This is a genomic window from Bacillus kalamii (genome assembly GCF_047238185.1).
In the GTDB taxonomy this organism is placed as follows: Bacteria; Bacillota; Bacilli; order Bacillales; family DSM-1321; genus Bacillus_AD.
In genome coordinates this window covers 1,996,646-2,021,263 of sequence record NZ_JBDFMI010000001.1, presented here as the reverse complement: position 1 = coordinate 2,021,263, position 24,618 = coordinate 1,996,646, and the positions used below count along the sequence as shown (strand labels likewise).

The following is a 24,618-nucleotide window of genomic DNA, read 5'->3' as shown; positions in this document are numbered from 1 at the left end:
ATGGAAAAAGAATTGAGATTATCCAAAAAAGATCGTATTTCTGTTTGGTGGCGTTCAACTTTCATCCAAGGTTCATGGAACTATGAACGGATGCAAAACGGTGGTTGGGCATATGCAATGATTCCTGCTATCAAACGATTATATAAAACGAAAGAAGACCGTTCTGCTGCCTTAAAACGCCACTTAGAGTTCTTTAATACTCATCCATATGTAGCTTCACCAATTCTTGGTGTTACCTTAGCGCTTGAAGAAGAACGCGCAAATGGCGCACCGGTTGACGATGTAGCGATTCAAGGTGTCAAAGTCGGTATGATGGGGCCTTTGGCTGGTATCGGTGATCCGGTTTTCTGGTTCACGGTTAAACCGATCCTTGGTGCGTTGGCGGCTTCTCTTGCTATGACTGGTAATATACTTGGACCGATTCTTTACTTCGTATTATGGAATCTTATCCGTATGGGATTCACTTTTTATACACAGGAATTTGGCTACAAAGCTGGATCTAAAATCACTGATGATTTATCTGGCGGCTTGCTTCGAGATATTACCAAGGGCGCCTCGATACTCGGTATGTTTATACTCGGTGCGTTAGTTAACCGTTGGGTATCTGTCGTATTTACGCCTACCGTATCTTCCGTTCAGCTGGATAAAGGCGCCTATATCGATTGGGATAAATTGCCTGCCGGGGCCGAAGGAGTTAAAACGGCATTGGAACAACAATCGGCCGGGCTCTCGTTAAGCGATGTTAAAGTAACGACCTTACAAGACAATTTAGATAGCTTAATCCCTGGATTAGCTGGTTTATTGTTAACCCTTCTATGCATGTGGCTTCTTAAGAAGAAAGTATCTCCAATCATTATGATCCTAGGATTGTTCGTGGTTGGTGTTGTATTCCACGTATTGCATATCATGTAATGAATAAGGGCTTTTGATCAGTCTTTATTAAAAATGGTATGTAAGTCTGCAGAACAAATAGTGAAGCACCTCCTGATATGAGCTCATCATTTTGGGTGGTGCTTTTCATATGCCTGCGCTACATTTGCCATTGAACCCGTTTCATACATATCAAGCAAAAGAAACTTTTGCCCTTACAGAAGGCAGTCAATAAAAAATAAATGTTTGGAGGCCGCTATGCTTACTATTGGTTATATCGGAAATGGAAAAAGCACAAACAGATATCATTTGCCGTTCGTCTTGCAAAGAGACCATATAAAGGTAAAGACGATTTATCAAAGAAATCCTGATCATGAAAGTTGGGACCGGATTGATGGAGTCCATTATACTTCTGATATGGATGAACTTTTACATGACAAAGAAATACAGCTCATTGTCGTTTGCACAAGACATGATAGCCATTATGAATACTCAAAACTAGTATTAGAACATCATAAACACTGTTTGGTTGAAAAACCGTTTATGGAAACATCGGAGCAGGCAAAAGAAATATTCGCAATGGCAAAAGAGAAAGGGTTAATTGTTCAAGCGTACCAGAACAGACGCTTCGACAGTGATTTTTTAACCGTTCAAAAGGTCTTGGAAGAAGGGAAGTTGGGAGATTTACTGGAAGTAGAAATGCATTATGACTATTTTCGTCCCGAAGTACCAGAGTCCACTCATACCTCCGACCCTGCTTTGTCCTTTCTATACGGCCATGGCTGTCATACATTGGATCAGGTCATCAGCTATTTTGGCAGGCCCGAACATATCCAGTATGATGTAAGGCAACTATTAGGGGAAGGAAGAATGAATGATTATTTCGATTTGGATTTATACTATGGTAGAGTAAAAGTTTCAGTGAAATCCAGTTATTTTAGACTAAAAGAAAGACCAAGCTTTGTGGTCCATGGTAAAAAGGGATGCTTCGTAAAAGAAACGAAAGATCGCCAGGAAGAGCATTTGAAATTGTTTTACATGCCGGATCATAAAGATTTTGGTATAGATACATTAAAACACTATGGTGTTCTGACCTATATCGATGAAGAAGGGACAATCCACGAAGAAAAAGTGAAGTCCATCAACGGTGATTATGGAAGAGTGTATGATGATTTATATGAGGCGATCATGAATGGCAAAGATAAAACGATTACAGATGAACAGACACTTATGCAAATGGAGATATTAGAAACAGGAATAAAAAAGGTGAAGTGAAGAACGGCCCTGTTAAGTGGATAGTCAACATAAAAAACTTTAAGCGGCTTTAGCGCTCGTTTCCGGGGAGCTAAGGCCGCTTCTATTATATGAATACTGTACATGCCAACACCATGATGTGTTTGTCCGCGTTCCCCGTTGCCATAAATTAGCATCCCACTGTGAGGGAGGAGAAAGCCTTCGCGCATTTCTTATTATTTTGTTTGATTATATTATAAAAATAGCTGAATAATATCTTTTGCAAATGGATGAAGAATATTGAGCTGATAATAAAAAGCTGCAAGATAGGGATTGTCGGTTATAAGGCCATTCACGGGCATGGTTATCGTTCTGTTAATGGCATCCTTCTCATTGACTGTCCATACAAAGACCTCTTTTCCTGTGCTTTGAAGAGAAGCAACAAGGTCACTATTAACAAATGACGCCTCTATGCTAAATACATCTACATTTTTCATAAGGTGAAGATTTCCGTACGCAACAGCTGTAATATAGGCTGTTTTTATTGTGGGATCCATGGTTTTTACTTGTTGAAGAAGACGTGCATCCATACTTGCTACGATGCACTGGTCCGTAAAATTGTTTTTTTGTATGACCTGTAACACCCGTTTCACAAGCTGTTTATCATGTCCATTCATTTTTAGTTCTATCATCAATTTGATTCTACCGTCTGCTTCCTTAATCATTTCCTCAAGCAAAGGTATTTTTTCTCCTTTAAACTTCTTGGAAAAGGAGCTTCCCACCTCGAAAGTCTGTGCTTCTTCAGCGCTTACCGTCCATACTTTTTTAGGCACTTTTGCAACCCGTTTGAAGTCGGAATCATGCATTACAATTAATTTTCCATCTTTGGTCTGTTGCACGTCGATTTCAGCCATGGTGGCTTTGGCTTCAATGGCTTGATTTAGAGCAGCCAATGTATTTTCTGGAGCTAATGCAGCACCTGCACGATGGGCAGTTATGTGCAGCTGTGGGCGGTCATAAAAAAAGTAAGCCCCATTTCGATAATCTAAGTACATCCCAGTAAGAAAAATAATGACCAAAACCTGAATGGCTGAGAAGGTAAAACTGGCCCATTTTATTTTTTTGTTCTTCCTTTCCGTTATCTTCCATTTATTCGTTAGCTGAAAATATGTATAGCACATAAAAGAGAACGTTCCAACTAACGTAAATATGGAAAAGAGGAGGAAAGAGATTTGCTTCCACACCATAAAGTCATCCAAGAATGCTGTTACTGGATCGCTTTCAAACATTTTTACCCTTATCACAAATAGTAATAAAAGGGCAGTGATGACCAATAAAACCAAAAAAAGAACCTGCACCATCCACCACACATAGGAAAGGAATATCTTGAAGAGCCGCCCCTGGATCAATTGGATGCTTCGCTTACAAGAATGTGTAAAGTTCAGCTTTTCTAACGTAAAAAAACACAAAGAAAAAAAGAGGTAGAATACAATCAAATGAATGGCCAGAAGGACCATGAGATAAAACAGATAGAGAAGCGGCTTTTCACGAAGAAAATCAATAATAAATTCAGGAATTCGTAGATTCACCGTTAAATCAGTTAGTAGTGGAAATGAGGTTAGTGGAAAGAGAACGAGTGCTAACGGTACAAACAGCCAATTTGCCGGCCAGAAAATACGGCTCGCTTCTTTAATGCCGGAACCGACCATGTTGAAAAAACCGATTTTTTCTCCGCGTCTAACAAAATCAAAATGGGTAATCAATACAGCGAATTCGATCATTATATAATTTCCAAGAAGTATAGCGGTTAATAAACATAGTGGAATGGTAGTAGGTGCAGAAATCCATGTATACAGGTTTTGAGCGGTTAAATACTGTAAATGCGCCTCTTGAATGGTGGCCAATAGTATGGAGCGGAGCAGTGGGTATAGAAACAAAAGGCCAAAAAGTGCGTATAAAATCGCAAAAAGCAATAGATTTTTCCAATTCCAAAACAGCAGCTGTTTAACAGATGCAATATGTCTATTCATAACAGGTACCTCTCAAAGTTGTCTTTGTATGGTCATAGTATGGGCTTGGCCATTCTTTTACATGCGTTTAATGAGCTTAAACATTTGGAAACATTCGAGTATCAATGATAATGTGGTGATCAAGTGTAATCGAAATAAGGGAAATGCCATTAACGAGAGTCAGCCTCGCTATTTTGTCTGCCAGTCCTTAGGGCCTGCTATTGGCGGGGATTTGATTGGGTTGACTTCGAATATGCTTTGCTTCCTTTTATACTCATTTGTCTGTTTGATTGGCTTAGTCGTCCCAATTAAAAAGCAAGTTTTTTAATAGGATTCCTTCGAATTATATCCGTTTCTAATGTTATAATCGACAGGAAGAAAGATTTACTTAATGTTAGTACAGGACGAGAGGTAAGAATGTTGGCGATCAAAACAAATGAATTAATCGAGTATTTTGCGACTTCAACGATTGAATTTAAAAATGCTTTCAAAAGCACATTGCCGTTAGGGAAAATAGATACGAATCGGAAAACCGCTTTTCAGCTTTGTGGGTTAATCATTCCGTTAAAGGGAGCTGCGCGTTTTTCTTTGAATGGCGTTCCGTATCATATAGACGGAAATACGATTGTCCATGCCGGAGAGGGAATGGATATAAAGATTAAGACGTATGAAGAAGATTGGACTTATGCTGTTGTTCACTATCAAGTGACACATGCCAATGATGAATGTAAGACTTTTTCCAATCGACATTTCTCTATTGAAATTGATAATATGCATGAAGTTCAAGCGATCCTTAATCAGTTGTTAAGTAAAAATATGAACCCGGATCATTTTTCACAATTTGAATTAAAAGTGATCTTTATGAACTTGCTGAGGTCCATATTGAATGGATCTAGAAATAGTCAGTACAATATTACATTACAGCAGGTGACACAAATATTGGATTATTTCCATACTCACTACGAGGAGGAAATAGCGATTAGTGAGGTGGCAGATATGTTTCATATTGATCGCAGAAGAATAGCTTATTTGTTTGAAAAAATAACCGGTTTAACGCCCATCAAATACTTGACCAAATATCGAATTTCAAAGGCTAAGGAATTGCTGGCTGTCAGTGAATTGTCGATTTCAGATATATCGGAGGCAATAGGGTATCAAGATAGCTTCTATTTTAGTAGAGTGTTTAAGGAGTTAACGAATATGTCTCCTAGCCAATACAGAAAAGAACAGCAACGTTAAAAATGAAGAAGGCATTATAAAATGAGTGTCCTGATGGGTAAGCTCATTGATAATGCCTTCTAACATTTTACATAATCAAAAGGGAGACGATTGGGTATTATTTTAACCTTTTAAACGACATCATAGGATACACAAAATGGTATAGCTTGATCTTCGATAATAGTAGCGCTTATATTGAACACATCATGCAATACTTGTTTTGTCATAATATCCTTGGGAGAACCAATTTTCATTATTTCTCCATTTCTCATGGCAATCATATGGTCGGAGAAGCGGGCGGCCTGATTGATGTCATGTAATACCATGACGACTGTACATCCCAGCTCAACATTTAGTTTTTTTACGATTTTCAGGACTTCTATTTGGTGGGCCATATCTAAATAGGTGGTAGGCTCATCCAACAATAGAATATCTGTTTTTTGAGCCAACGCCATAGCGAGCCATACGCGTTGCCGCTGTCCTCCAGATAACTGGGAAAGCTCACGGTGTTCAAACTCAACTGTTTGTGTCACTTTCATCGCCCAATCAATCATTTCCTGATCTTCCATAGAGATCCGATTCAAATTTTTACGATGAGGATAACGTCCATAAGATACTAACTCTCCAACTTTGAGCTGTGGCGGGGCGGAAGGTGATTGTGCCAAAATGGCCAGTCGCTTCGCTATTTCTTTAGTTGATAATGTTTGTAAGTCTTGTTCTTGAAGAAAGACCTTTCCTTTTTCTTTTTTTAATATCCGCCCGATTGTTTTTAATAATGTTGATTTACCACAGCCATTTGGACCGATGATGGTCGTTATTTTCCCTTGTTCAATGGACGTATTTAAGTTTTCAATAATTGTGTTTTTTTCATATCCCGCTGATAACTTTTCTATGCGGATGGCTGTCTGCATTCAGCTTTCCTCCCCTTAACGAGATTTTACTAATAAATATAAGAAATATGGAATACCGATGATTGAAACAACAATACCAACCGCTAGCTCAGAAGGGGCAAATGCTGTTTTTCCGACAAAATCAGAGAAAATAAGTAGGCCTGCGCCGATTAAGCCGCTAACGGGCACGACTAGCCGGTGTCGAATGCCGACCAATTGGCGTGCGATATGAGGAGCCATTAACCCGATAAAACCAATGCTGCCTGCAACTGAAACGCAGGCACTCACTAAGCCGACACTTGCTAATATGAGTTTGATTTTTTCTTTTTCTAATGAAATCCCTAAACTGACAATCGTACTTTCTTCTAGTTGTAAATAATCGAGCAAATGTGATTTTCTATATATATAGATTCCTAAAAATAGAATCCATGGCAACATCGAAAGGATAAATGTCCAATTGGCATTGTAAATGGTGCCGGCCTGCCAAAGAGCAGCGGATTCAAAATCCTTCTCATTCATCTTTAATGATAAATATAGCGATAATGCGCCAAATCCACTGTTGATGGCAATCCCTGTTAATAGTAATCGTTGAACATCTAAGCGTCCATATTTATAGGAAAAAGCAAAAATAATGGCTGCGGCGATGATCCCGCCTACTAGGCCGAATAGAGGCATCATCATTATATTTAGCCATTCTGAGCCGTCGGTACGAGTGGCTTGGAATTGAAAGATAACCATAAAAATGACTACTGCTGCACCTGCTCCGGCATTGATTCCGAGAATGCCAGGATCAGCAAGATCGTTTTTCGTGATGCCCTGTAAGACGCAGCCTGCTAAAGCTAAACCAATGCCTACTAAAATGGCGATGATTATTCGTGGAAGCCGCAATTCAAAAATGACAAGCCTATATGTCTCGTTTTCTTCCAAAAACAAAATAGTCTTAAAGACTTCTGATAAGCTCATATCAAACATGCCATTTGTAATATGTAAGTAGAACCCTATAAGAATAAATAGACTTATTAAACCTATCGTTAAATACAGGCGTATTCCTTTTTGCCTAGGCATGTTTACCACCCCCTCGAATTCTAATTAAGTATAGAAAGAATGGTATTCCAATAAAGGCAGTTACGACGCCAATAGGTGTTTCGAAAGGATAGTTGATCAAACGCCCAACTATATCACAAAGACTAAGGAACAAGGCTCCGATAAGCAGAGAACAAGGAATTATGTATCGATAGTCTACACCTACCAAAAAACGAACGATATGGGGGATGACAAGTCCAACGAATGCAATTTTCCCGACCAGTGCGACCGATGTTCCTGTTAATAGCACAACGGAAAACATAGATAAATATCGAATAAGCTTTGTCTGTTGGCCGAGTCCGGCTGCTATATCTTCGCCTAAAGAAGTAATGGTGATGCCTCTAGCACAGAATAAGGCAATCAGTATACCAACTAGACCAAAAGGAATGGAGTAGAGCAACATTTGTGGGTCAACCATATGGATTTTGGTATTATACCAAGCTGCAACTGTTTGCGATATCTGAAAATACATGGCGATTGCTGATGCTAGACTACTTAGAAAAGTACCAATAACGGTTCCTATAATGGCTAAACGAACAGGGGAGAGACCGTTTCTAATAGCGGCTCCAAATCCAAAAACTAAACCAGCGCCTAGAGCTGAACCAATAATCGATATAATAATCATCTGGTAAGGTGGTAAGCCTGGGGCAAAAATAATGGCCAGAGTAATCAGAAAAGCAGAGCCGTCATTTACACCCATTAAAGAAGGGGAAGCAAGATAGTTTCGTGTAATTCCTTGCATAATGGCACCGGCAACAGCTAAAAAAGAACCGACGAAAATCACTGCAATAGCTCTAGGAATTCTACTTGTCATAATGATTTGATGATCTGGGTCGCTTGAATCAAAATTGATAATAGCCTGCCAAATGGTTTGGATACTAATATCTTTTGTTCCATATAAAATGGATGCAATCATCATTAAGATGATTAAAAAAGGAGTTGCAATCATAATAAATTTTGGGATTATTGTGTCTTTATCCATTTTTTACACCTATCTTTTAACAGAAAAAATGTAAACACAGCAAAACTGTGCCTACATTCTTTCTGTTATCATTATTTCAATAAGCTTTCTTCAGCAATATCCAAGAATTTTGTTTTTGACCAAGCTGTACCGCCTTCAGCGAGTGGTGCAATGGTATTTGTGTAAACCTCATTGTTTTGTGAAGCTTTTAGACTTTTGAAAATAGCATTTTTCTGAAGGTCTTCCAAAGCTGTTTTTGCATCTGCATTTTCGGATTGCTCAAACTGTAGGAATAGTACGTCTGGATTTATATCCGATAGTGTTTCTAGTGACAATTCAGCCTGTGCTTTCGCTTTTGCTACAATCTCTGGAACTTTTAATCCTAAATCTTGATAGAGAACAGGGTTAAAGTAAACATTCTCAGGATACACATACATTAAACCGCTCCGGATACGGATCATAAGAACGGATTTGTCGCTTACATCAGAACTAGCGATTTTCTCTTTAGTTGCAGCAGCCTTTTGTTCATATTCAGATATTATTTTTTTTGCGTCTTCCGTTTTATCGGCCAGCTTAGCCAATGCCAATAAATTATCCTTCCAGTTAGCTGAAATATGCGAATAAGGAAGAGTAGTGGCTAATTTATTCATTTTAGACATAACATCCTCTCCCCATTTAGATGTGCCTATAATGGCATCGGGGTCCAATGAGAGAATGGTTTCAGCATTAGGAGCCCGTTTATTGCCGATCAAGGCGGCGCCTTCAAGCTCACTTAAATATTCAGGCACTTTGCCTCCAACTTCTAAAACGCCAACCGGTTTAATCCCTAAGGCTACCGAATCTTCCATAGACTCAAAGCTTGCTGCCACGATGTTTTTAACAGGATTTGGGAAGACGTATTCATCTCCTAGATAATTCACTTTCAACTCCTTCGCTTGCTTCTGGCCTTGTGTATTAACCGTTTTTTCTTTCTGTGAAGAACTGCTTTCTTCAGACGTATTACAAGCAGCCAGTGACAAGCTTAGTAATGCAGCTGCTCCGATTTTTAAATATGTATTCATGCCTTTCCCTCCAATTAAGAATGATTTTCATTATCAATGCAGGTTTTATTCTATCAAACAGAAATAGGTAAATGAATAGATATTTGCGCATAGAATAATGGAATTTAATTTCCCAATTAAATACCATTTTAGTTGGTATTATTGTATTTATAAGATTCATAATAATATTTTAAGAGTTCACATGGATTTTTATCGGATGGAAACAGTCATTTCTATCTTGTTTTTTTACCTCTGACATGGCAGGTGGATTGATAATGGCCTATTAAAAAAGAGGGATATATAGTATCGTTTATAATCGAGATTTGATTCATTTGGACTATTAGAGGTGTTTGTTCTTTCACAATCAACTTAAAAAACCTAGTAAAGAAGGTCAGATCATATGAAAAACGCAGATTATACATTCCAATATGTTTCTAAAGCAACTGAATATGAATATACCATCCAAGTATATGTACCCTCAGAAACTTCGCCTGACGATGGGTACCCCATTATATACTTATTAGATGGCTTGTCTTATTTTGATTTTGCTAAACATGTGATAAAACTCCAATCCTTAAATACGCTTAAAACGAAAGTGGAGGCAAGTATTGTTGTCGGTGTTTGCCATAAGGAGGGAGATATGAGAGAGAAGCGTTTCTATGACTATACTGCTCCTGCAAATCAGTATATTTTCCCGGAACATGCTAAAGGGAAGAAAATGGACCTTTGCAAGAACGGTGGAGCACGCTTTTTTCATCAATTTATGGAAGCTGAACTAAAGCCTCTCATTGAAGCAAGGTTTAGAGTCAATCAGAATAAACAGGCTTTATATGGGCATTCCTTAGCAGGGTATTATACAATTTGGTGCTATTTAACACATTGTCATGATTTTCAAAGCTATATTGCCATTAGTCCATCGATTTGGTGGAATGGAAAAGAATTGTTACGGTATTTAGAAAAAGCAGATTCTGGTCAGTTGCAGAAGCTATTTATTGGAGTAGGGGAATGTGAGGGTTTTATGGTTACCGATGCCCAACATTTTTATAACAGCATTCCAAATGGAAAAAAGACTTTATTTATTGCTAAAGAAGAAAACCATGCCTCGGTAGTTCCGGCAACTATGAGTCGATCATTTAGATTCATAAATGATAATGATTATCAATTTCATTGACATTTTATCTACTACATGAGTAAACTAAATAAAACGATACAAGAATGACAGAAAGGAAGAGAGCGATGTTTATTCAAATGAGGCGATTTACAGTAACAGAAGGAAATGGGCACCACATTATTGAGAAGTTTAGTAAAGGGGGAAGTCCCGTTTCAAAGCAAGAAGGATTTATGGATCTAACCGTCATGGAGAAAAAAGTGCGCCGAGGCGATGAGGAAGTACTTATTATGATTCGGTGGGCTTCTGAAGCCCATTGGAAAGCATGGGAAAAGAGTCCAGAGCACATTGCAGGCCATCGTGCAAAAAGAGGGCAGGAAAAACCTGAATATATCAAGAATGTCGAAGTGGCAGCATACGAAGTTCGTACATAAAGGGAATGTAGCGTTTAGGAGGGAGTCAGTTAAAATAGATGAATTGTCTTTTAAATCCCTGCTATTTCTTGGAGTAATGTCTAATCACTAGCTGACAGATGTATTTCATGTATGAAGTATAGTATAGAAGTGTTATTAGGCTCACCAGATTGTAAACAGCTTATTTAGTGTAGAATTACACCGGATAAGCTTTTTTTATGTGTTTTTAAGAAGAAAATGTACATGATGATTTGTACATTATTTATCTATCACGCAATCTGTTTTTAAGGTAATAAGAATGGTTAAAACATCACTTCTTTCAGTTATGCTGATTGCAGCAGGGGTTTATAAGTTATATATGAATAATGTAAATAACAAGCTGATCAGAGGAATAAAGAAGTCATCCAATTGAAGCATCATCCTAAGAAAATGCTAAAGTGAAATCAATGATGATTTTGAATACGATAAGTCTGAAGATAAGGAGAATGTATGGGAATAGTAGCTTGAATTTCTATAGAATGAAAACTAAATATCTAGATTATGGTATGATTTTCGAAAATGGTAAAGGAAAAGAAATAATGGATCGAAAAGATTATAAGATTGGTTGCGCAGGAAATGTAGGTGGGTGCAATGATTTTCTCTGCGTATGCCGAGTCCTTAAGATTTTACGAATATACATATACAGTTTCCATATTCGTTGTAAAGCAGAACAGCACAACCATTTCTCTCTGTAAACCGAGGTTTTTATTGACTTATATAAAAAGAATTTATATAATCGACATTCGACTGAATTTTTCGAACGGTTAGGAGGTTGTCACAAAATGAGCACAATATTTGAAACGGAATTTAAGCGGTTACAAGATGTTTTATCGGCACTGGATGAGCAATTAGACAAGTTAGAACGGATTCCTGTTTATCATGGAGATAATTTTAGTGAGCAAATTCTTGAAAGTATGCGGGAATTAGATCGGCAAAATTTACGAATTGGTGTGCAAGAACCTTATTTTGGGAGGTTGGATTTCCAGGAGGATGGCCAATTGGAGCCTAATCCGATCTATATTGGGAAAGTAGGCGCTTCCGATGCGGAAACGATGAAACCGATCGTGATTGATTGGCGTGCACCTGTTGCCAGTATGTTTTATTCCTTCACTGGAGGTGAAGATTTAGCATTTTATCAATCGCCCGATGGATTGGTTGAAGGCGAGGTCCATTTAAAAAGAAATATGGCTATTCGGAAAAGAGAGCTGGAACGTGTCGTCGATACATATGTTAAAGGAAGTGAAGATGTATCACTGACGGACGATTTTCTACTATATCGCCTGGGTGAAAACAAAGATAATAAATTAAAAGATATCGTTTCAACGATACAAGCGGAGCAAAATGATATTATCAGGGCTGAGAAAAATCGGCCACTATTGATTCAAGGGGTTGCAGGGAGCGGGAAAACAACGGTCGCTTTACATCGCCTTGCTTTTTTAATTTATGAGTATCGTGAGCAGCTGCAAGCGGACAGAATGATCATTTTCGCTCCAAACAGTTTGTTTTTGGATTATATTTCTGGTGTGCTACCCGAACTGGGTGTAGGCAATATTAAACAAACAACGTTCGCTGAATGGGCGTTGAGTCAATTGGATAATGCGGTGAAATTAAAACATCCGGAAGATAAATTGAAAGAAGCTTTTTCAATCGATTGTGACAATGATAAAGTAAGACTGGGCAAAATGAAAGGGTCGGTGCAGTTTCAGTCTTTTATTAAAGAGAGTATTGTTCAATATGAAAAACAGTTAGTCCCGCCACATGATTTAGAACTATGGAATAATGCAATCATCCCAGTTGACGAAATAACGAATTGGTTATTGGTTGATTATAAGCATTACCCATTAATGAAGCGCAGGGAACGGTTAATTGCCCGAATGAAGCGTTGGATTGAGATAGAGCTTAAAAAGGTTGAAGGAACTAATGAGAAAAAACGATTGAAAAAAGAAGCGAACAAACGCTTAAATGCCTATATGAAATTTTGGCCGAAAATGAGCCCTATCTCTTTTTATACTTCCCTTATGAAAGGGATAGAAATAAAAGAAGTATTGCCGGAGGGACTTGTTCGAGAAACAGAAAAAAACGGGCGCAAAAAAGAAGTGAATGTTGAAGATTTAGCACCTCTTCTCTATATTCATCATCAGCTAACGGGAATTGAAGGGAAACAGAAATTCCATCATGTTGTCATTGATGAAGCGCAAGATTTTTCACCATTCCAAATTTACGTATTGAAAGAGATGACATTAGGTCATTCTTTTACCATTTTGGGTGATTTATCTCAGGCAATCTATCATTATCAGGGCATTGACGACTGGAATGATTTTAAAGAGGTATTTGATGAAACAGGATATTTTGAACTGACTAGAAGTTACCGTTCTACAAAGGAAATTATCGAATTCGCCAATGAGGTCATTAAGAATGCAGAAGTTCCTGTTGGTTTAGCGACACCTGTTTTTCGAAGTGGCGAAAAAGTGAAAGTGATTTCTGTGGAAGATCAGTTTACAGAAATCGTAAAGGTTCTTCAAGATTTGCAAAAAGGAAATGTGAAGACGATTGCAATCATCGGCAGAACAGATGCCGAATGCCGGACAATCCATGAACAGTTGCTAACAGCAGGGATCCATGTGAATGTTATTGAAGCGAATCAACGTAAATACGAAGGCGGAATTTCAGTAGTGCCCGTGTATTTGGCTAAAGGATTGGAATTTGATGCTGTGGTACTAATAGATGTAGATGCAAGCCATTATAAGGATTCAAAGGAAGATGCAAAATTATTGTATGTAGGGTGCACAAGATCACTCCATGAACTGCGGATTTTCTATTCTGGGGAAGTATCCCCGTTAATACAAGGAATATCAAAAGAGTATTATGAAAGTAAATAGCAGGCATAAAAAGAGGATTTCTTGGTAATCGGCTAGGAAGTTCTCTTTTTTGTTGGTTGTCTTGCTTTTATGTAGTGTTATTTTTTTAATAATGAATAAAGAACGATATAATAATATGTGTAATAATTCACAAAAAAGTCAATTCACCATGTAAACAACGCATGTAGTTTTTAGTTAAAATCGGTAGATATTTTTGATTCTATTTTGGAGGGAATGACGTGGCCAATAATATCTTTGTGTTAGATAAACAAAATAATCTAATAGAAATGAAAGAGGAATCTTATGACACAGAAGATATCTTTCAAGAACTGATTGAACGGTATCCGACTATTCTAGCGGGTGATCAAATTAATCCAATTGATCCGAGAAAGTGGATATTAGTATCAAGGGAAAGGGGAGTACCTTCAGAAATGAATGGCAGTAATCAGTGGTATCTTGACCATCTTTTTATCGATCAGGATGCTATTCCAACATTTGTGGAAATAAAGAGGGCAACAGACACGAGGATACGTAGAGAAGTAGTGGCACAGATGCTGGATTACGCAGCGAATGCGACAGCCTATTGGGAGTTAAATACGTTAAAAGAATGCTATGAAGCCCAATTAGAAAACGGCAATACATTATCTTTGGAGGCGCTTGGCATCAATGTAGAGAAAACAGATATATTTTGGGATAATGTATTTACTCATTTGAAGGTCGGTAAAATCCGTTTGATGTTTGTGGCTGATGAAATTCCATTGAGCCTGCAGAGAATTCTAGAATTCCTTAATGAACAGATGACAGAAACAGAGGTATTAGGACTTGAAATTAAACAATATGTTTCATCGGATGGATTGAAAACTCTAGTTCCTAATTTATTGGGTAGAACGTCCAAAATTGTTCAAACAAAGCGACCTGAAAAAGGCACATGGGATGAAATCCGTTTCTTTGAGGATGTACAGACTGTTAGTGGCGAGCAGGGAGTGGAGGTCTCTCGACGCCTGCTTCGCGGATTCGAAAAAATGGGGTGTCGAATATGGTGGGGGAAAGGCCGTTTTCATGGGAGTTTCCTACCTGTATATGACGGCCATCTAGCAAGCCATCAACTGTGTTCTGTTTATCAAAGCGATAAGACAACCCTTATTGAACTAGAGTTCCAATATTATAAGGAACCATTCAAAACGATTGAAGAAAAGCAGATATTGAAACAGAAATTTGAAAAGATTCCTGGGCTACTAATTGATGAGGGACGGTTAAATAAGCGGCCGAGTTTTGATTTTTCATTATTATTGGATGAAACATATCTGAATGCTTTTCTGGAGATATTCAGAGGCTATATAGAAGCAGTTCAAGAACATGAAAGCCGATTTGAAACAATATAAGTTAAGTGATGAATCATTTGTAGTTTTAATTATGTATGGGTATATCATGGAGTAAGAGAGTTTTCGGTCTTTATTCACTTTCATGTACATGCCATTATTCAATGTATTCTTAAACTTGGCATGTACATGAAAGGGAGTGAATCTCGGCGGAATTTGCATTAACCCATTTATCGGGACAAATATACGCAATAAGTTGTTTGACTTTTCTGTCATATTTATATAGAGTAAAAGAATACATTTTACTAGCCGTTTATTTTTTTGTTTATAATTCCAAGTATTTATATCAGTTTAGGAGGATAACGACGGATGTTCAGTATGGATTTAACGGAAAAGGTAGCAATTGTAACTGGTGGAGCACGTGGGATTGGGAAAGCGATTGTAGAGAGTTTGTTAGATTGCAATGCGAAAGTGGCCGTTGTAGATTTGGATGTTCTTGCAGATCAATCTAACGAAAGTGTTCTGTATATTGAGGCTGATGTGACTAAAATCGATCAAATAGATGAACTGGTAAAAGAGACTATATCGTATTTTGGCCGAATAGATATTTTAGTAAACAATGCCGGCATTTCTACAATGGATTATGTGGTTGATAGTAAAGAAAAAGATTGGGACCGGGTAATGGATGTAAATGCAAAAGGCGTATATCTTTGCAGCCAGAGAGTAGCACAGGAATTGAAAGCCCAGGGCCATGGCGGGAAAATTATTAATATATCCTCTCAAGCTGGAAAAAATGGCTATCGTTTGATGGGAAGCTATGTTGCGTCGAAGCATGCGGTTCTAGGTTTAACTAAGGTAATGGCATTGGAATTGGCGAAAGATCAGATTCATGTAAATGCCGTTTGCCCAGGTATTGTAGAGACGGATATGAAACGAAATGAACGAGTGATAGGAGGAGAGTTAAGGGGTTTGGATGCAGAGGCCATCAAACAGGAGGATTACTCGCAAATCCCATTAGGGAGAACAGCCAATCCCCAAGACATAGCCAACGTTGTTATCTTTTTAGCTTCTGCCTATTCCGATTATATGACAGGTCAAGGGATTAATGTAACAGGTGGGATGACAATGAATTGATATTTACATAATGTGGCCAGATGAAGAAGGGGGATGTTGCATGTTAAATCAGAATAAAAAGCAAGGAAGCTTATTAGCTCTTATACCATTGCTCATTTTTGTACTTCTGTTTATAGGGACTGGCATTATCACACAAGATTTTTCAAATATGCCTTTGAGTGTTGCCATCATAACTGCAAGTGCAGTGGCTCTTTTAATGAACAGAAAAGAGAGTTTTACCAAAAAAGTAGATATCTTCACGAAAGGTGCGGGGCACCCAAATATTTTATTGATGTGTGTGGTTTTTATTTTAGCCGGTGCTTTTTCTGGTGTCGCTAAAGGAATGGGAGCGGTTGATTCTACCGTGAACTTTGGGCTGTCATTTTTACCGGAAAATATGTTGCTCGTTGGACTATTTATTATTGGTTGCTTTATTTCAACTTCAATGGGGACTTCGATGGGAACCGTTGTAGCATTGGCGCCTATAGGAATCGGCATAGCAGAACAAACGGATATTCCAATGGCATTGGCGATGGCAACCGTTATCGGGGGAGCGATGTTTGGGGATAATTTATCAATGATTTCTGATACAACCATTGCTGCTGTCCGTACGCAGAATGCACAAATGAAAGACAAATTCAAAGCGAATTTTTTCATTGTTCTGCCGGGAGCCATCCTGACGGCTATTCTACTGGGAATCATCACAACAGGTAACCAAGCTAGCGTCGTTGGCGATCACCCCTATGAGTTTATAAAAATCATTCCATATGTAGCCGTATTAGTTGCAGCACTATCAGGGGTAAATGTGTTAATCGTACTATTCGGCGGAACGATTTTTGCGGGTATTGTTGGAATTGGTTATGGCTCTTATACATTCACTAGTTTTTTTAAAGCGGTAGCGGATGGTGTCGTTAGCATGGAGGATTTAGCGATCGTTGCCCTTTTGATTGGCGGAATGGTTGAAATCATTAAACACAATGGAGGCCTGGATTATCTCCTGAACTTTATTGCTCGTAGAGTCAAATCAAAAAAAGGCGCTGAGTTCGGAATCGCTGGCTTGGTGAGTGTAATAGACATTGCAACTGCGAATAATACTGTATCAATCGTTGTAACGGGGCCTTTGGCGAAAAATATTGCAGATGAATATCAAATAGATCCTAAAAAATCTGCAAGTCTACTTGATATTTTTTCTAGCTGCTTCCAGGGACTGGTGCCATATGGAGGGCAATTATTAGTTGCTTCCGGTTTAGCCTCCATATCGCCTATAAGCATACTGCCGTATTCTTTTTATCCTATTTTGCTGGGGGTTTGCGGTATTGCCGCCATCCTGTTTGGTTATCCGAAAATCCGTAACGGCAATCAAATGGTCAAAAGAAAGAAAATTTCGTGAAATACACCATGAATAAAAACATATTTAGTAAAATGAACTAGATGAATGACATAGTAGGCACAAGATAATCAGTTTTAACATTAAGAGAGTAGGAGTGAATGAGATGGCAGAAAAAATGAATGTAGAAAGCTTTAATCTTGACCACACGAAAGTAAAAGCGCCTTTTGTCCGATTAGCGGGTGTTAAGGCAGGACAAAATGGGGATGTCATCCATAAATATGATTTCCGCATTAAACAACCGAATAAAGAGCATATGGAAATGCCTGCTCTTCATTCGCTTGAACATTTAATGGCTGAAAATATCCGCAACCATTTCGATCGAGTTGTAGATGTAAGTCCGATGGGCTGCCAGACCGGTTTTTATGTCACCGTTATAAATCATGATAATTATGACGAAATTCTGGATATATTAGAAAAGACATTGAATGATGTATTGGCCGCAACAGAAGTGCCTGCTTGCAATGAGGTCCAATGTGGGTGGGCCGCAAGCCACAGCTTAGAGGGTGCGCAAGAACTCGCCCGTGAGTTGCTCTCTAAGAGGGATGAATGGAAGGATGTATTCCAAGCTTAGTAGAACAATAAAGTGACTTTAGAACATATACCGGTCTGTGCTATCCCATCCTATCTTCGGAAGGTTGATTACTGCTGTATAAACAACTATATTAAAGAAGAACGTGGGATCCTATTGGCGAGTATCTACATCTAAAAATGGCCGTTTTATTCTATGGGGGAACTAATTCAGTTCCCTCATATTTTTGATTAACTAGTACGAATCAACATGATGGAGGAACTAATCTTAGATGTTTTAGAATTGGATATAGTTCGGAAAACCATAAATGGTATTTATACTATTGTTGTATGATAGCTGATCTTTCTTATTCGCTAATACCTGCCTCTACTGCAACAAATACAGCTGTACTGTCGGTTTTGCCTCTTTCCCGAAAAGGGGCTGGTATGTTTGGCAATGGTTGTTGTCAATCTTTTACCTTTGTTGGAAAGATAAAAATGCCAATTTAGTATGAATGCGGGTTGCAATCCTTTCCAATTGCCTATTTTAAATCATCCTTATTCGAGTGCCGGAAACTCAACGAAAAATTGGTATAGTTAAAAGCAAAAAAGACCGATATTTTGGAAATCAAAAGTATGACAATTTCTTTCGTATCTTTTTTCTCGTTTTTCTCATAAAGTTCATTGTCACGTTTTTTGGTGTCATTCACAAAAGGAATGCATCATCTATGTCATTTTATAGTTCTTATTTTTATACAATCAAAACCTTTTTAAGATCATTTGTTTTCTTCTTACTCTAAACGCTGCCCAACTAGGGATGGGCAGTGAAAAATGACGAGTATTGAAAATGCGGATTGAGAATTCGGTAAATAACTCAGTGCCAGAAGTCTTAGCAAAGTTCTAAGGATCTGGCACTTTTTTGTATGGTGCCTTAATGAATATTAACAAGTAATATTGAAAACACACTTTTTTCCAATTGTCAAATGACTTTTTACGAACATATAATAGTAGAAATTTTCAATCTATAAATAATAGTGATATACTATAATCAGGTTAACATTGATGCGGAAAAGGTGTGTGTGACCATATGCGCCCTGCCTTGCTGCGGCCATAGATGAAGGTGCCTGCCTATTTTCTGCAAATCATAGGGGTTAAGGATGGGGAAAATGAGTAACAGACAAACTGGAACAGACGTTATCTTAATTGGTGCCGGAATCATGAGTGCTACTTTAGGTACACTCTTGAAGGAATTAGTGCCTGAATGGAATATTACGGTATTTGAGAAGCTTGGGAAAGCAGGAGAGGAAAGTTCCAACGAATGGAATAATGCTGGGACTGGACATTCTGCATTATGCGAGCTTAACTATACCGTCGAGAAACCGGACGGATCTATAGATATCAGCAAAGCGATTAACATCAATGAGCAGTTTCAGCTTTCAAGACAGTTTTGGTCTTACCTTGTGAAGAATAATCTAATTAGCAATCCACAGGAATTTATTATGCCATTGCCTCATATGAGCTTGGTAATGGGCGAGGATAATGTGGATTTTTTGAAAAAACGGTATGAAGCGCTTTCGAATAACCATCTTTTCGAAGGGATGGAGTTTTCACAAGATCCGAATAAGCTGAAGGAATGGATTCCGCTTATAATGGACGAACGGAAATCAAATGATCCGATTGCAGCAACAAAAATCGATTCAGGAACGGATGTTAATTTCGGTGCACTGACACGTATGCTATTTGACCATCTGGAGGATCAAGGTGTTGATGTCAAATACGGGCATAATGTAGATGATATTAAACGTACAAGTGATGGCCAATGGGAAGTGAAGGTGCATAGTGACAGCGGTGTACTTGGATACCATACAGCTAATTTTGTTTTCCTTGGAGGCGGAGGCGGAAGCTTGCCTTTATTGCAAAAAACCGGTATTCCCGAAAGCAAGCATGTAGGCGGTTTCCCTGTAAGCGGATTATTCCTTGTATGCAAAAATCAAGATGTAGTAGAGCAGCATCATGCAAAAGTATACGGAAAAGCAGCAGTTGGCGCTCCTCCAATGTCTGTCCCGCATCTGGATACTCGATATATCGATAACAAGAAGACATTGCTGTTTGGACCGTTTGCCGGTTTTTCACCGAAGTTTTTGAAAACGGGTTCAAACATGGACTTACTAGGTTCTGTTAAGCCTAATAATGTATTCACTATGTTGGCTGCAGGCGCCAAAAATATGTCATTGACAAAATACCTTGTCCAGCAGCTCATGTTATCAAAGGACCAGCGGATCGAAGAATTAAGGGAATTCATTCCGAATGCCAAAAGTGAAGACTGGGATATCGTCGTAGCCGGACAGCGTGTCCAAGTCATTAAAGATACAGATGCAGGCGGCAAAGGGACTCTTCAATTTGGTACTGAAGTTATTACCGGTGCCGAAGGGTCAATCGCAGCATTGCTCGGCGCCTCTCCAGGTGCCTCTACAGCGGTACATGTCATGCTGCAAGTCCTAAAAAAATGCTTCCCGCAGCATATTGAAGAGTGGGAACCAAAAATAAAGGAAATGATTCCATCGTATGGATTGTCCCTTGTTGAAAATCCGGAGCTTTTCCATGAAGTCCATTCATCGACTGCGGAGACGCTTCGCTTAAATGAGAACAAGACTTTACAGACGGCAGGGCAAAGCATTTCATAAAAAGTGTGAATGTTACAAGATAAACCACAGTATTGATTTATTTGAATAGTTAGTTCAAGGGTTCCCGTTAAAATAGGGAGCCCTTTTTATTTGGAGGAGAAGCCTTATGCTATTTGTTAATAGGATAGAGGTTGTATCTTATTCTTATTGGAATAAACATGATTGCACATTTTTCTGTCATGAAGTAAAATGAATCACAGACAATAAGAGTCTGTAATATGTGCAAAGAAGTCAACAGTTCTATTCAAGAATTTACGCACTTCATACAGCTATGTCAGAAAGTGTACGAACCACTCGTATGCTCCTTTTTTTCTTTTGATTATAGATAAAAGGAGTCTGTAATTATATTTTATTTAGGAGGCGCACTATGAAAAATACTCATTGCCATTCAAAAGAACATGCTGCTAAAAAAATAGACATTCTGGATAATCCGAAAAGAAGAGAGGCCTTGCCTCCGGAAAAGATATTTAATAGGATCCCAATCAAAAAGACCGATACGATATTAGATGTAGGGGCAGGTACTGGATTCTTAACCATTCCAGTGGCTACATTAGTTGAAGAAGGCGTGGTTTACGCGTTGGATGCCGATCCGCATATGATAGAGATTATTCATGCAAAGGCACATAATGAAAAGATCAACAACATTCAAACGATCAAAGGAACAGTCGAACACATGCCGCTTTCTGAAGGTTCGGTGGATATTGTATTAGCTTCATTAGTATTGCATGAAATCCAGCCTTTACCGAAAGTTCTTCAGAAGATTAAACACGTCCTAAAACAGAACGGTTATTTTGTCTGTATTGAAATTGAAAGCGAGGAAACGCCAGAAAGTGGTCCACATAGAATACCTTCAGAAACTATGGAACAACAATTAATTCAGGCCGGTTTTCATGTAAAGGAAAAAATAAAACCTACAGACACCTTGTATATAATGATTGCTCAAAATATATAAATAATTCTTTATGAAGGAAGAATGAATGCCTGCTTATTACATGCATCATAAGCTCAATGAGGCTCATTGTAGGATATGGTGAAGTATTAGGTTTTCCGCTTCGCACTCCAAACGATGCTCTATGACATGTACATGAATTATTATTTTGCTATTATTCATTTCGGGTTAGTATTACTTTTCTTTTTACAGAACGTACAAGTAGGACATTTACTGTTTTAATTAGCATGCAAATAGATATGATAATTCTTCGTGAATAAAGAACATGATTTCATAAATATAAAAATAATATGTTAATATAATATTAGGCCAAACTAACAGATAGTAGTTTTATAGGTAAACAGGAGATGTCAAAAGTGAGAACCCTGCAAAAACGATGAATGCTAAAAAAGCATTACCAATAAGGGACTATACCGGTTTTTAACGGATGGGACAGATAATCGCAGCTGTAGGTAGTGGCATTAATAGGTCTCTAAAGAACCTTTAATGATATAGATGTATTTCACTGGTTCATCTTGGTTACTTTCTGGCAGTTTATTGGCCTTAATCATCCTTGCTAGCGTTTGACTGTTGGCTTCTATGATTATTCTGTTCTACATACTATTCATTTTAAAGCAGAGGTGCCTAATGTATTATCGAATAATTCGGAATGATGTGTATAAAACCAAACTAATAACGTTGACAACCATGTTTTTTATTGCTTGTGCTGCAATGCTAGTTTCTCTTTCAGCGATTCTTGTCATAAATCTTTCAGGTGCCATAGATACACTTATGAAGCAGGCAAAAACTCCACACTTTATGCAAATGCATTCGGGTGATATTGATAGGGGACGGCTTGCGCATTTTGCAGAGAAGACTAACAATGTAGATGAATATCAGGTGCTTGAATTTTTAAATATGAATGGCGCACAAATGGTTATTGACGGGAAGTCATTAGCGGATAGTGTTCAGGACAACGGTTTAAGCACTCAGAGTGAAAAATTCGACTATCTCCTTGACCTTGATGGACATGTGATACAGGTTGCTGACGGGGATATATATGTTCCCATAGGCTATATGAAGGATGGGACTGCCAAGGTCGGCGACAAGGTTGTTATCGCTGGGAAGGCGTTCACTGTCGCTGGATTTCTGCGGGATTCACAAATGAATTCATTGCTTGCCTCTTCAAAGCGATTTCTAGTGAGCGAAAGAGATTATGAGTCGATAAAGGGATTAGGAAGTACGGAATATTTGATCGAGTTCCGATTAAAGGACTTGTCTGCACTAGGCACATTTGAAACTGCCTATTCTTCCGCTGGACTCGAAGCGAATGGGCCAACCATTACGTATCCTCTTTTCAAAATGATCAATGCTATGTCTGACGGTTTGATGATTGCGGTCCTTCTTCTAGTAAGTGTCCTTGTTGTTGCCATTGCTTTTATGTGTATACGCTTTACGCTGCTTGGCAAAATAGAAGACGATTTTCGGGAAATAGGCGTTTTGAAGGCAATAGGGCTTCGTGTTTCCGACATCAAGAAGATTTATCTTGCCAAATACGCATTTCTAGCGGCTATCGGTTGTATTCTGGGGCTTGCACTTGCCTATGGTTTCAAGGGTATGCTTCTTGAAAATATTAGGCTTTATATGGGGGAGAGTGAAAATGCCTCTTATGCTTTATCATTCGGGCTAATCGGTATTCTACTGGTTTTTTTAGCCATTATTATCTATGTAAACTCAGTGCTGAAACGATTCCGGAAAATATCTGCTGCAGAAGCTATCCGCTATGGGACTTCTCAGGAAAAGTCCAGTGGCGCAACGTATTTTTACCTAAACAGAAACAGATGGATCAATACGAATCTATTTCTGGGGATCAAGGATGTTCTTGCCAGAAAGGCCATGTATGCTACCATGCTAGCGGTACTCATTTTTTCAACCTTTATTATGATCGTTCCGCAAAATTTGTATAACACTATTTCCTCGAAAAGCTTCATTACATATATGGGGATAGGAAACAGTGACATTCGTATTGACATTCAACAGACTGATCAAATCTCGAACAAAGCAAAGACGATTGAAAAGACATTAGAGAAAGATGAGTCTATATCAAAATATGTGGCTCTTACAACTAAACTAGTCAAAACTAAGGAAGGTGATAGGATAAAAATCGAGCTTGGGGACCATACCATTTTTCCAGTACAGTACTCAGAGGGGACTGCACCTGTTAAAGAAAATGAAATCGCCCTGTCCGCTATTCAGGCAGAGGAACTGGATAAAAAGGCCGGCGATCCCATAATGCTTGTCGTTGATGGGGAAAACAGACAGTTTAAGGTATCTGGGGTCTATTCAGATGTTACCAACGGCGGCAAAACCGCGAAGGGTGTTTTTACCGATAATTCGACTGATAGTATGTGGTGTGTGATCTATGCGGAGCTCACGGACCATACGTCTACTGGAGACATCGTGTCAAAGTATGCGGGCAAGTTTCCGTTCGCTAAAGTGTCAAGTATTGAAGAATATACTTCGCAGACATTCGGCTCGACAATCAGTGCTATTGGAAAAGCCACCTATGCCGCAATTGCTGTAGCATTGATCATAACTGTACTGATTACGTTATTGTTTATGAAAATGCTGATTGCAAAGGATCGATATTCCTTAGCTGTACTGAAATCGCTCGGTTTTACAAACCGGGATATTAAGATGCAGTATGTATCACGCTCTGTTTTCGTTTTGATTATCGGTATTGCATTCGGCACGGTTTTAGCAAATACGCTCGGGGAAGTCCTTGCGGGGGCATTCATTTCATCGTTCGGGGCATCGTCGTTTTCATTTGTGATCAATCCATTTTTGGCATATATGCTTTGTCCGTTTATGATGATTCTCGCCGTATTGGCTGCCACCATGATTGGCACATCGGCCGCAGGAAATATAAAAATAGCTGAAAACATAAAGGAGTAA

18 protein-coding genes are annotated in these 24,618 nt (G+C 38.6%); 13 read left to right on the top strand and 5 right to left on the bottom strand.

The window, feature by feature from the left end; genetic code table 11:
• Both ABC357_RS10100 and ABC357_RS10095 read left to right on the top strand, forming a co-directional pair.
• Positions 1-912, top strand: a complete 912-nt coding sequence (locus tag ABC357_RS10100; RefSeq protein WP_412887381.1) for a PTS system mannose/fructose/sorbose family transporter subunit IID — start codon at positions 1-3, stop codon at positions 910-912.
• Positions 913-1,128: 216 nt separating this feature from the next.
• The gene (locus ABC357_RS10095) at positions 1,129-2,145 is read left to right on the top strand and encodes an oxidoreductase (protein ID WP_412887380.1); all 1,017 of its coding nucleotides are present in this window, start codon (positions 1,129-1,131) and stop codon (positions 2,143-2,145) included.
• A gap of 212 nt (positions 2,146-2,357) precedes the next feature.
• Here the strand turns inward: ABC357_RS10095 and ABC357_RS10090 are convergent, their stop codons facing one another.
• Positions 2,358-4,133 (bottom strand): glycerophosphodiester phosphodiesterase family protein, encoded by a 1,776-nt coding sequence (locus ABC357_RS10090; RefSeq protein WP_412887379.1) that lies wholly within the window; start codon positions 4,131-4,133, stop codon positions 2,358-2,360.
• A 396-nt stretch (positions 4,134-4,529) separates the two neighbouring features.
• On the opposite strand from ABC357_RS10090, the gene ABC357_RS10085 reads away from it, so the two are divergent.
• Positions 4,530-5,351: a helix-turn-helix transcriptional regulator gene (locus tag ABC357_RS10085; RefSeq protein WP_412887378.1), complete on the top strand. Its 822-nt coding sequence runs from the start codon at positions 4,530-4,532 to the stop codon at positions 5,349-5,351.
• A gap of 110 nt (positions 5,352-5,461) precedes the next feature.
• Here ABC357_RS10085 and ABC357_RS10080 read toward each other — a convergent pair whose 3' ends face one another.
• The 4 genes from ABC357_RS10080 to ABC357_RS10065 all read right to left on the bottom strand — a co-directional run bounded on the left by ABC357_RS10080 (position 5,462) and on the right by ABC357_RS10065 (position 9,325).
• The gene (locus ABC357_RS10080; RefSeq protein WP_412887377.1) at positions 5,462-6,241 is read right to left on the bottom strand and encodes an ABC transporter ATP-binding protein; all 780 of its coding nucleotides are present in this window, start codon (positions 6,239-6,241) and stop codon (positions 5,462-5,464) included.
• A 15-nt stretch (positions 6,242-6,256) separates the two neighbouring features.
• On the bottom strand, positions 6,257-7,285 hold the full coding sequence (locus ABC357_RS10075; protein ID WP_412887376.1) for a FecCD family ABC transporter permease: 1,029 nt from the start codon (positions 7,283-7,285) through the stop codon (positions 6,257-6,259).
• On the bottom strand, positions 7,278-8,285 hold the full coding sequence (locus tag ABC357_RS10070) for a FecCD family ABC transporter permease (protein WP_412887375.1): 1,008 nt from the start codon (positions 8,283-8,285) through the stop codon (positions 7,278-7,280). The genes ABC357_RS10075 and ABC357_RS10070 overlap by 8 nt, the downstream gene beginning before the upstream one ends.
• A gap of 71 nt (positions 8,286-8,356) precedes the next feature.
• Positions 8,357-9,325 carry an ABC transporter substrate-binding protein gene (locus tag ABC357_RS10065; protein ID WP_412887374.1) on the bottom strand — a complete coding sequence of 323 codons (969 nt, stop codon included), beginning with the start codon at positions 9,323-9,325 and terminating at the stop codon, positions 8,357-8,359.
• A 379-nt stretch (positions 9,326-9,704) separates the two neighbouring features.
• Between ABC357_RS10065 and ABC357_RS10060 the strand changes: the two genes are divergently transcribed.
• The 10 genes from ABC357_RS10060 (at position 9,705) to ABC357_RS10015 (ending at position 24,618) form a co-directional block, all read left to right on the top strand.
• Positions 9,705-10,475 carry an alpha/beta hydrolase gene (locus ABC357_RS10060; RefSeq protein WP_412887373.1) on the top strand — a complete coding sequence of 257 codons (771 nt, stop codon included), beginning with the start codon at positions 9,705-9,707 and terminating at the stop codon, positions 10,473-10,475.
• 65 nt (positions 10,476-10,540) lie between these two features.
• On the top strand, positions 10,541-10,846 hold the full coding sequence (locus tag ABC357_RS10055) for an antibiotic biosynthesis monooxygenase family protein (protein ID WP_412887372.1): 306 nt from the start codon (positions 10,541-10,543) through the stop codon (positions 10,844-10,846).
• Positions 10,847-11,646: 800 nt separating this feature from the next.
• Positions 11,647-13,743, top strand: coding sequence for a HelD family protein (locus ABC357_RS10050; protein ID WP_412887371.1), 2,097 nt, complete (start codon positions 11,647-11,649; stop codon positions 13,741-13,743).
• 218 nt (positions 13,744-13,961) lie between these two features.
• The gene (locus tag ABC357_RS10045) at positions 13,962-15,104 is read left to right on the top strand and encodes a hypothetical protein (RefSeq protein ID WP_412887370.1); all 1,143 of its coding nucleotides are present in this window, start codon (positions 13,962-13,964) and stop codon (positions 15,102-15,104) included.
• Between the two features lie 306 nt (positions 15,105-15,410).
• Positions 15,411-16,175 carry an SDR family NAD(P)-dependent oxidoreductase gene (locus ABC357_RS10040; RefSeq protein ID WP_412887369.1) on the top strand — a complete coding sequence of 255 codons (765 nt, stop codon included), beginning with the start codon at positions 15,411-15,413 and terminating at the stop codon, positions 16,173-16,175.
• 40 nt (positions 16,176-16,215) lie between these two features.
• Positions 16,216-17,544 carry a Na+/H+ antiporter NhaC family protein gene (locus ABC357_RS10035; protein ID WP_412887368.1) on the top strand — a complete coding sequence of 443 codons (1,329 nt, stop codon included), beginning with the start codon at positions 16,216-16,218 and terminating at the stop codon, positions 17,542-17,544.
• 103 nt (positions 17,545-17,647) lie between these two features.
• Positions 17,648-18,115, top strand: coding sequence for an S-ribosylhomocysteine lyase (locus ABC357_RS10030; protein WP_412887367.1), 468 nt, complete (start codon positions 17,648-17,650; stop codon positions 18,113-18,115).
• 1,102 nt (positions 18,116-19,217) lie between these two features.
• Positions 19,218-20,735, top strand: a complete 1,518-nt coding sequence (locus tag ABC357_RS10025) for a malate:quinone oxidoreductase (protein ID WP_412887366.1) — start codon at positions 19,218-19,220, stop codon at positions 20,733-20,735.
• A 367-nt stretch (positions 20,736-21,102) separates the two neighbouring features.
• Positions 21,103-21,687, top strand: a complete 585-nt coding sequence (locus ABC357_RS10020; protein ID WP_412887365.1) for a class I SAM-dependent methyltransferase — start codon at positions 21,103-21,105, stop codon at positions 21,685-21,687.
• Between the two features lie 624 nt (positions 21,688-22,311).
• Positions 22,312-24,618, top strand: coding sequence for an ABC transporter permease (locus ABC357_RS10015; protein WP_412887364.1), 2,307 nt, complete (start codon positions 22,312-22,314; stop codon positions 24,616-24,618).

Coding starts and splice junctions, on each gene's coding strand:
- ABC357_RS10100 (WP_412887381.1), top strand. CDS start 1: ATGGAAAAAGAATTGAGATTATCCAAAAAAGATCGTATTTCTGTTTGG.
- ABC357_RS10095 (WP_412887380.1), top strand. CDS start 1,129: ATGCTTACTATTGGTTATATCGGAAATGGAAAAAGCACAAACAGATAT.
- ABC357_RS10090 (WP_412887379.1), bottom strand. CDS start 4,133: ATGAATAGACATATTGCATCTGTTAAACAGCTGCTGTTTTGGAATTGG.
- ABC357_RS10085 (WP_412887378.1), top strand. CDS start 4,530: ATGTTGGCGATCAAAACAAATGAATTAATCGAGTATTTTGCGACTTCA.
- ABC357_RS10080 (WP_412887377.1), bottom strand. CDS start 6,241: ATGCAGACAGCCATCCGCATAGAAAAGTTATCAGCGGGATATGAAAAA.
- ABC357_RS10075 (WP_412887376.1), bottom strand. CDS start 7,285: ATGCCTAGGCAAAAAGGAATACGCCTGTATTTAACGATAGGTTTAATA.
- ABC357_RS10070 (WP_412887375.1), bottom strand. CDS start 8,285: ATGGATAAAGACACAATAATCCCAAAATTTATTATGATTGCAACTCCT.
- ABC357_RS10065 (WP_412887374.1), bottom strand. CDS start 9,325: ATGAATACATATTTAAAAATCGGAGCAGCTGCATTACTAAGCTTGTCA.
- ABC357_RS10060 (WP_412887373.1), top strand. CDS start 9,705: ATGAAAAACGCAGATTATACATTCCAATATGTTTCTAAAGCAACTGAA.
- ABC357_RS10055 (WP_412887372.1), top strand. CDS start 10,541: ATGTTTATTCAAATGAGGCGATTTACAGTAACAGAAGGAAATGGGCAC.
- ABC357_RS10050 (WP_412887371.1), top strand. CDS start 11,647: ATGAGCACAATATTTGAAACGGAATTTAAGCGGTTACAAGATGTTTTA.
- ABC357_RS10040 (WP_412887369.1), top strand. CDS start 15,411: ATGTTCAGTATGGATTTAACGGAAAAGGTAGCAATTGTAACTGGTGGA.
- ABC357_RS10035 (WP_412887368.1), top strand. CDS start 16,216: ATGTTAAATCAGAATAAAAAGCAAGGAAGCTTATTAGCTCTTATACCA.
- ABC357_RS10030 (WP_412887367.1), top strand. CDS start 17,648: ATGGCAGAAAAAATGAATGTAGAAAGCTTTAATCTTGACCACACGAAA.
- ABC357_RS10025 (WP_412887366.1), top strand. CDS start 19,218: ATGAGTAACAGACAAACTGGAACAGACGTTATCTTAATTGGTGCCGGA.
- ABC357_RS10020 (WP_412887365.1), top strand. CDS start 21,103: ATGAAAAATACTCATTGCCATTCAAAAGAACATGCTGCTAAAAAAATA.
- ABC357_RS10015 (WP_412887364.1), top strand. CDS start 22,312: ATGTATTATCGAATAATTCGGAATGATGTGTATAAAACCAAACTAATA.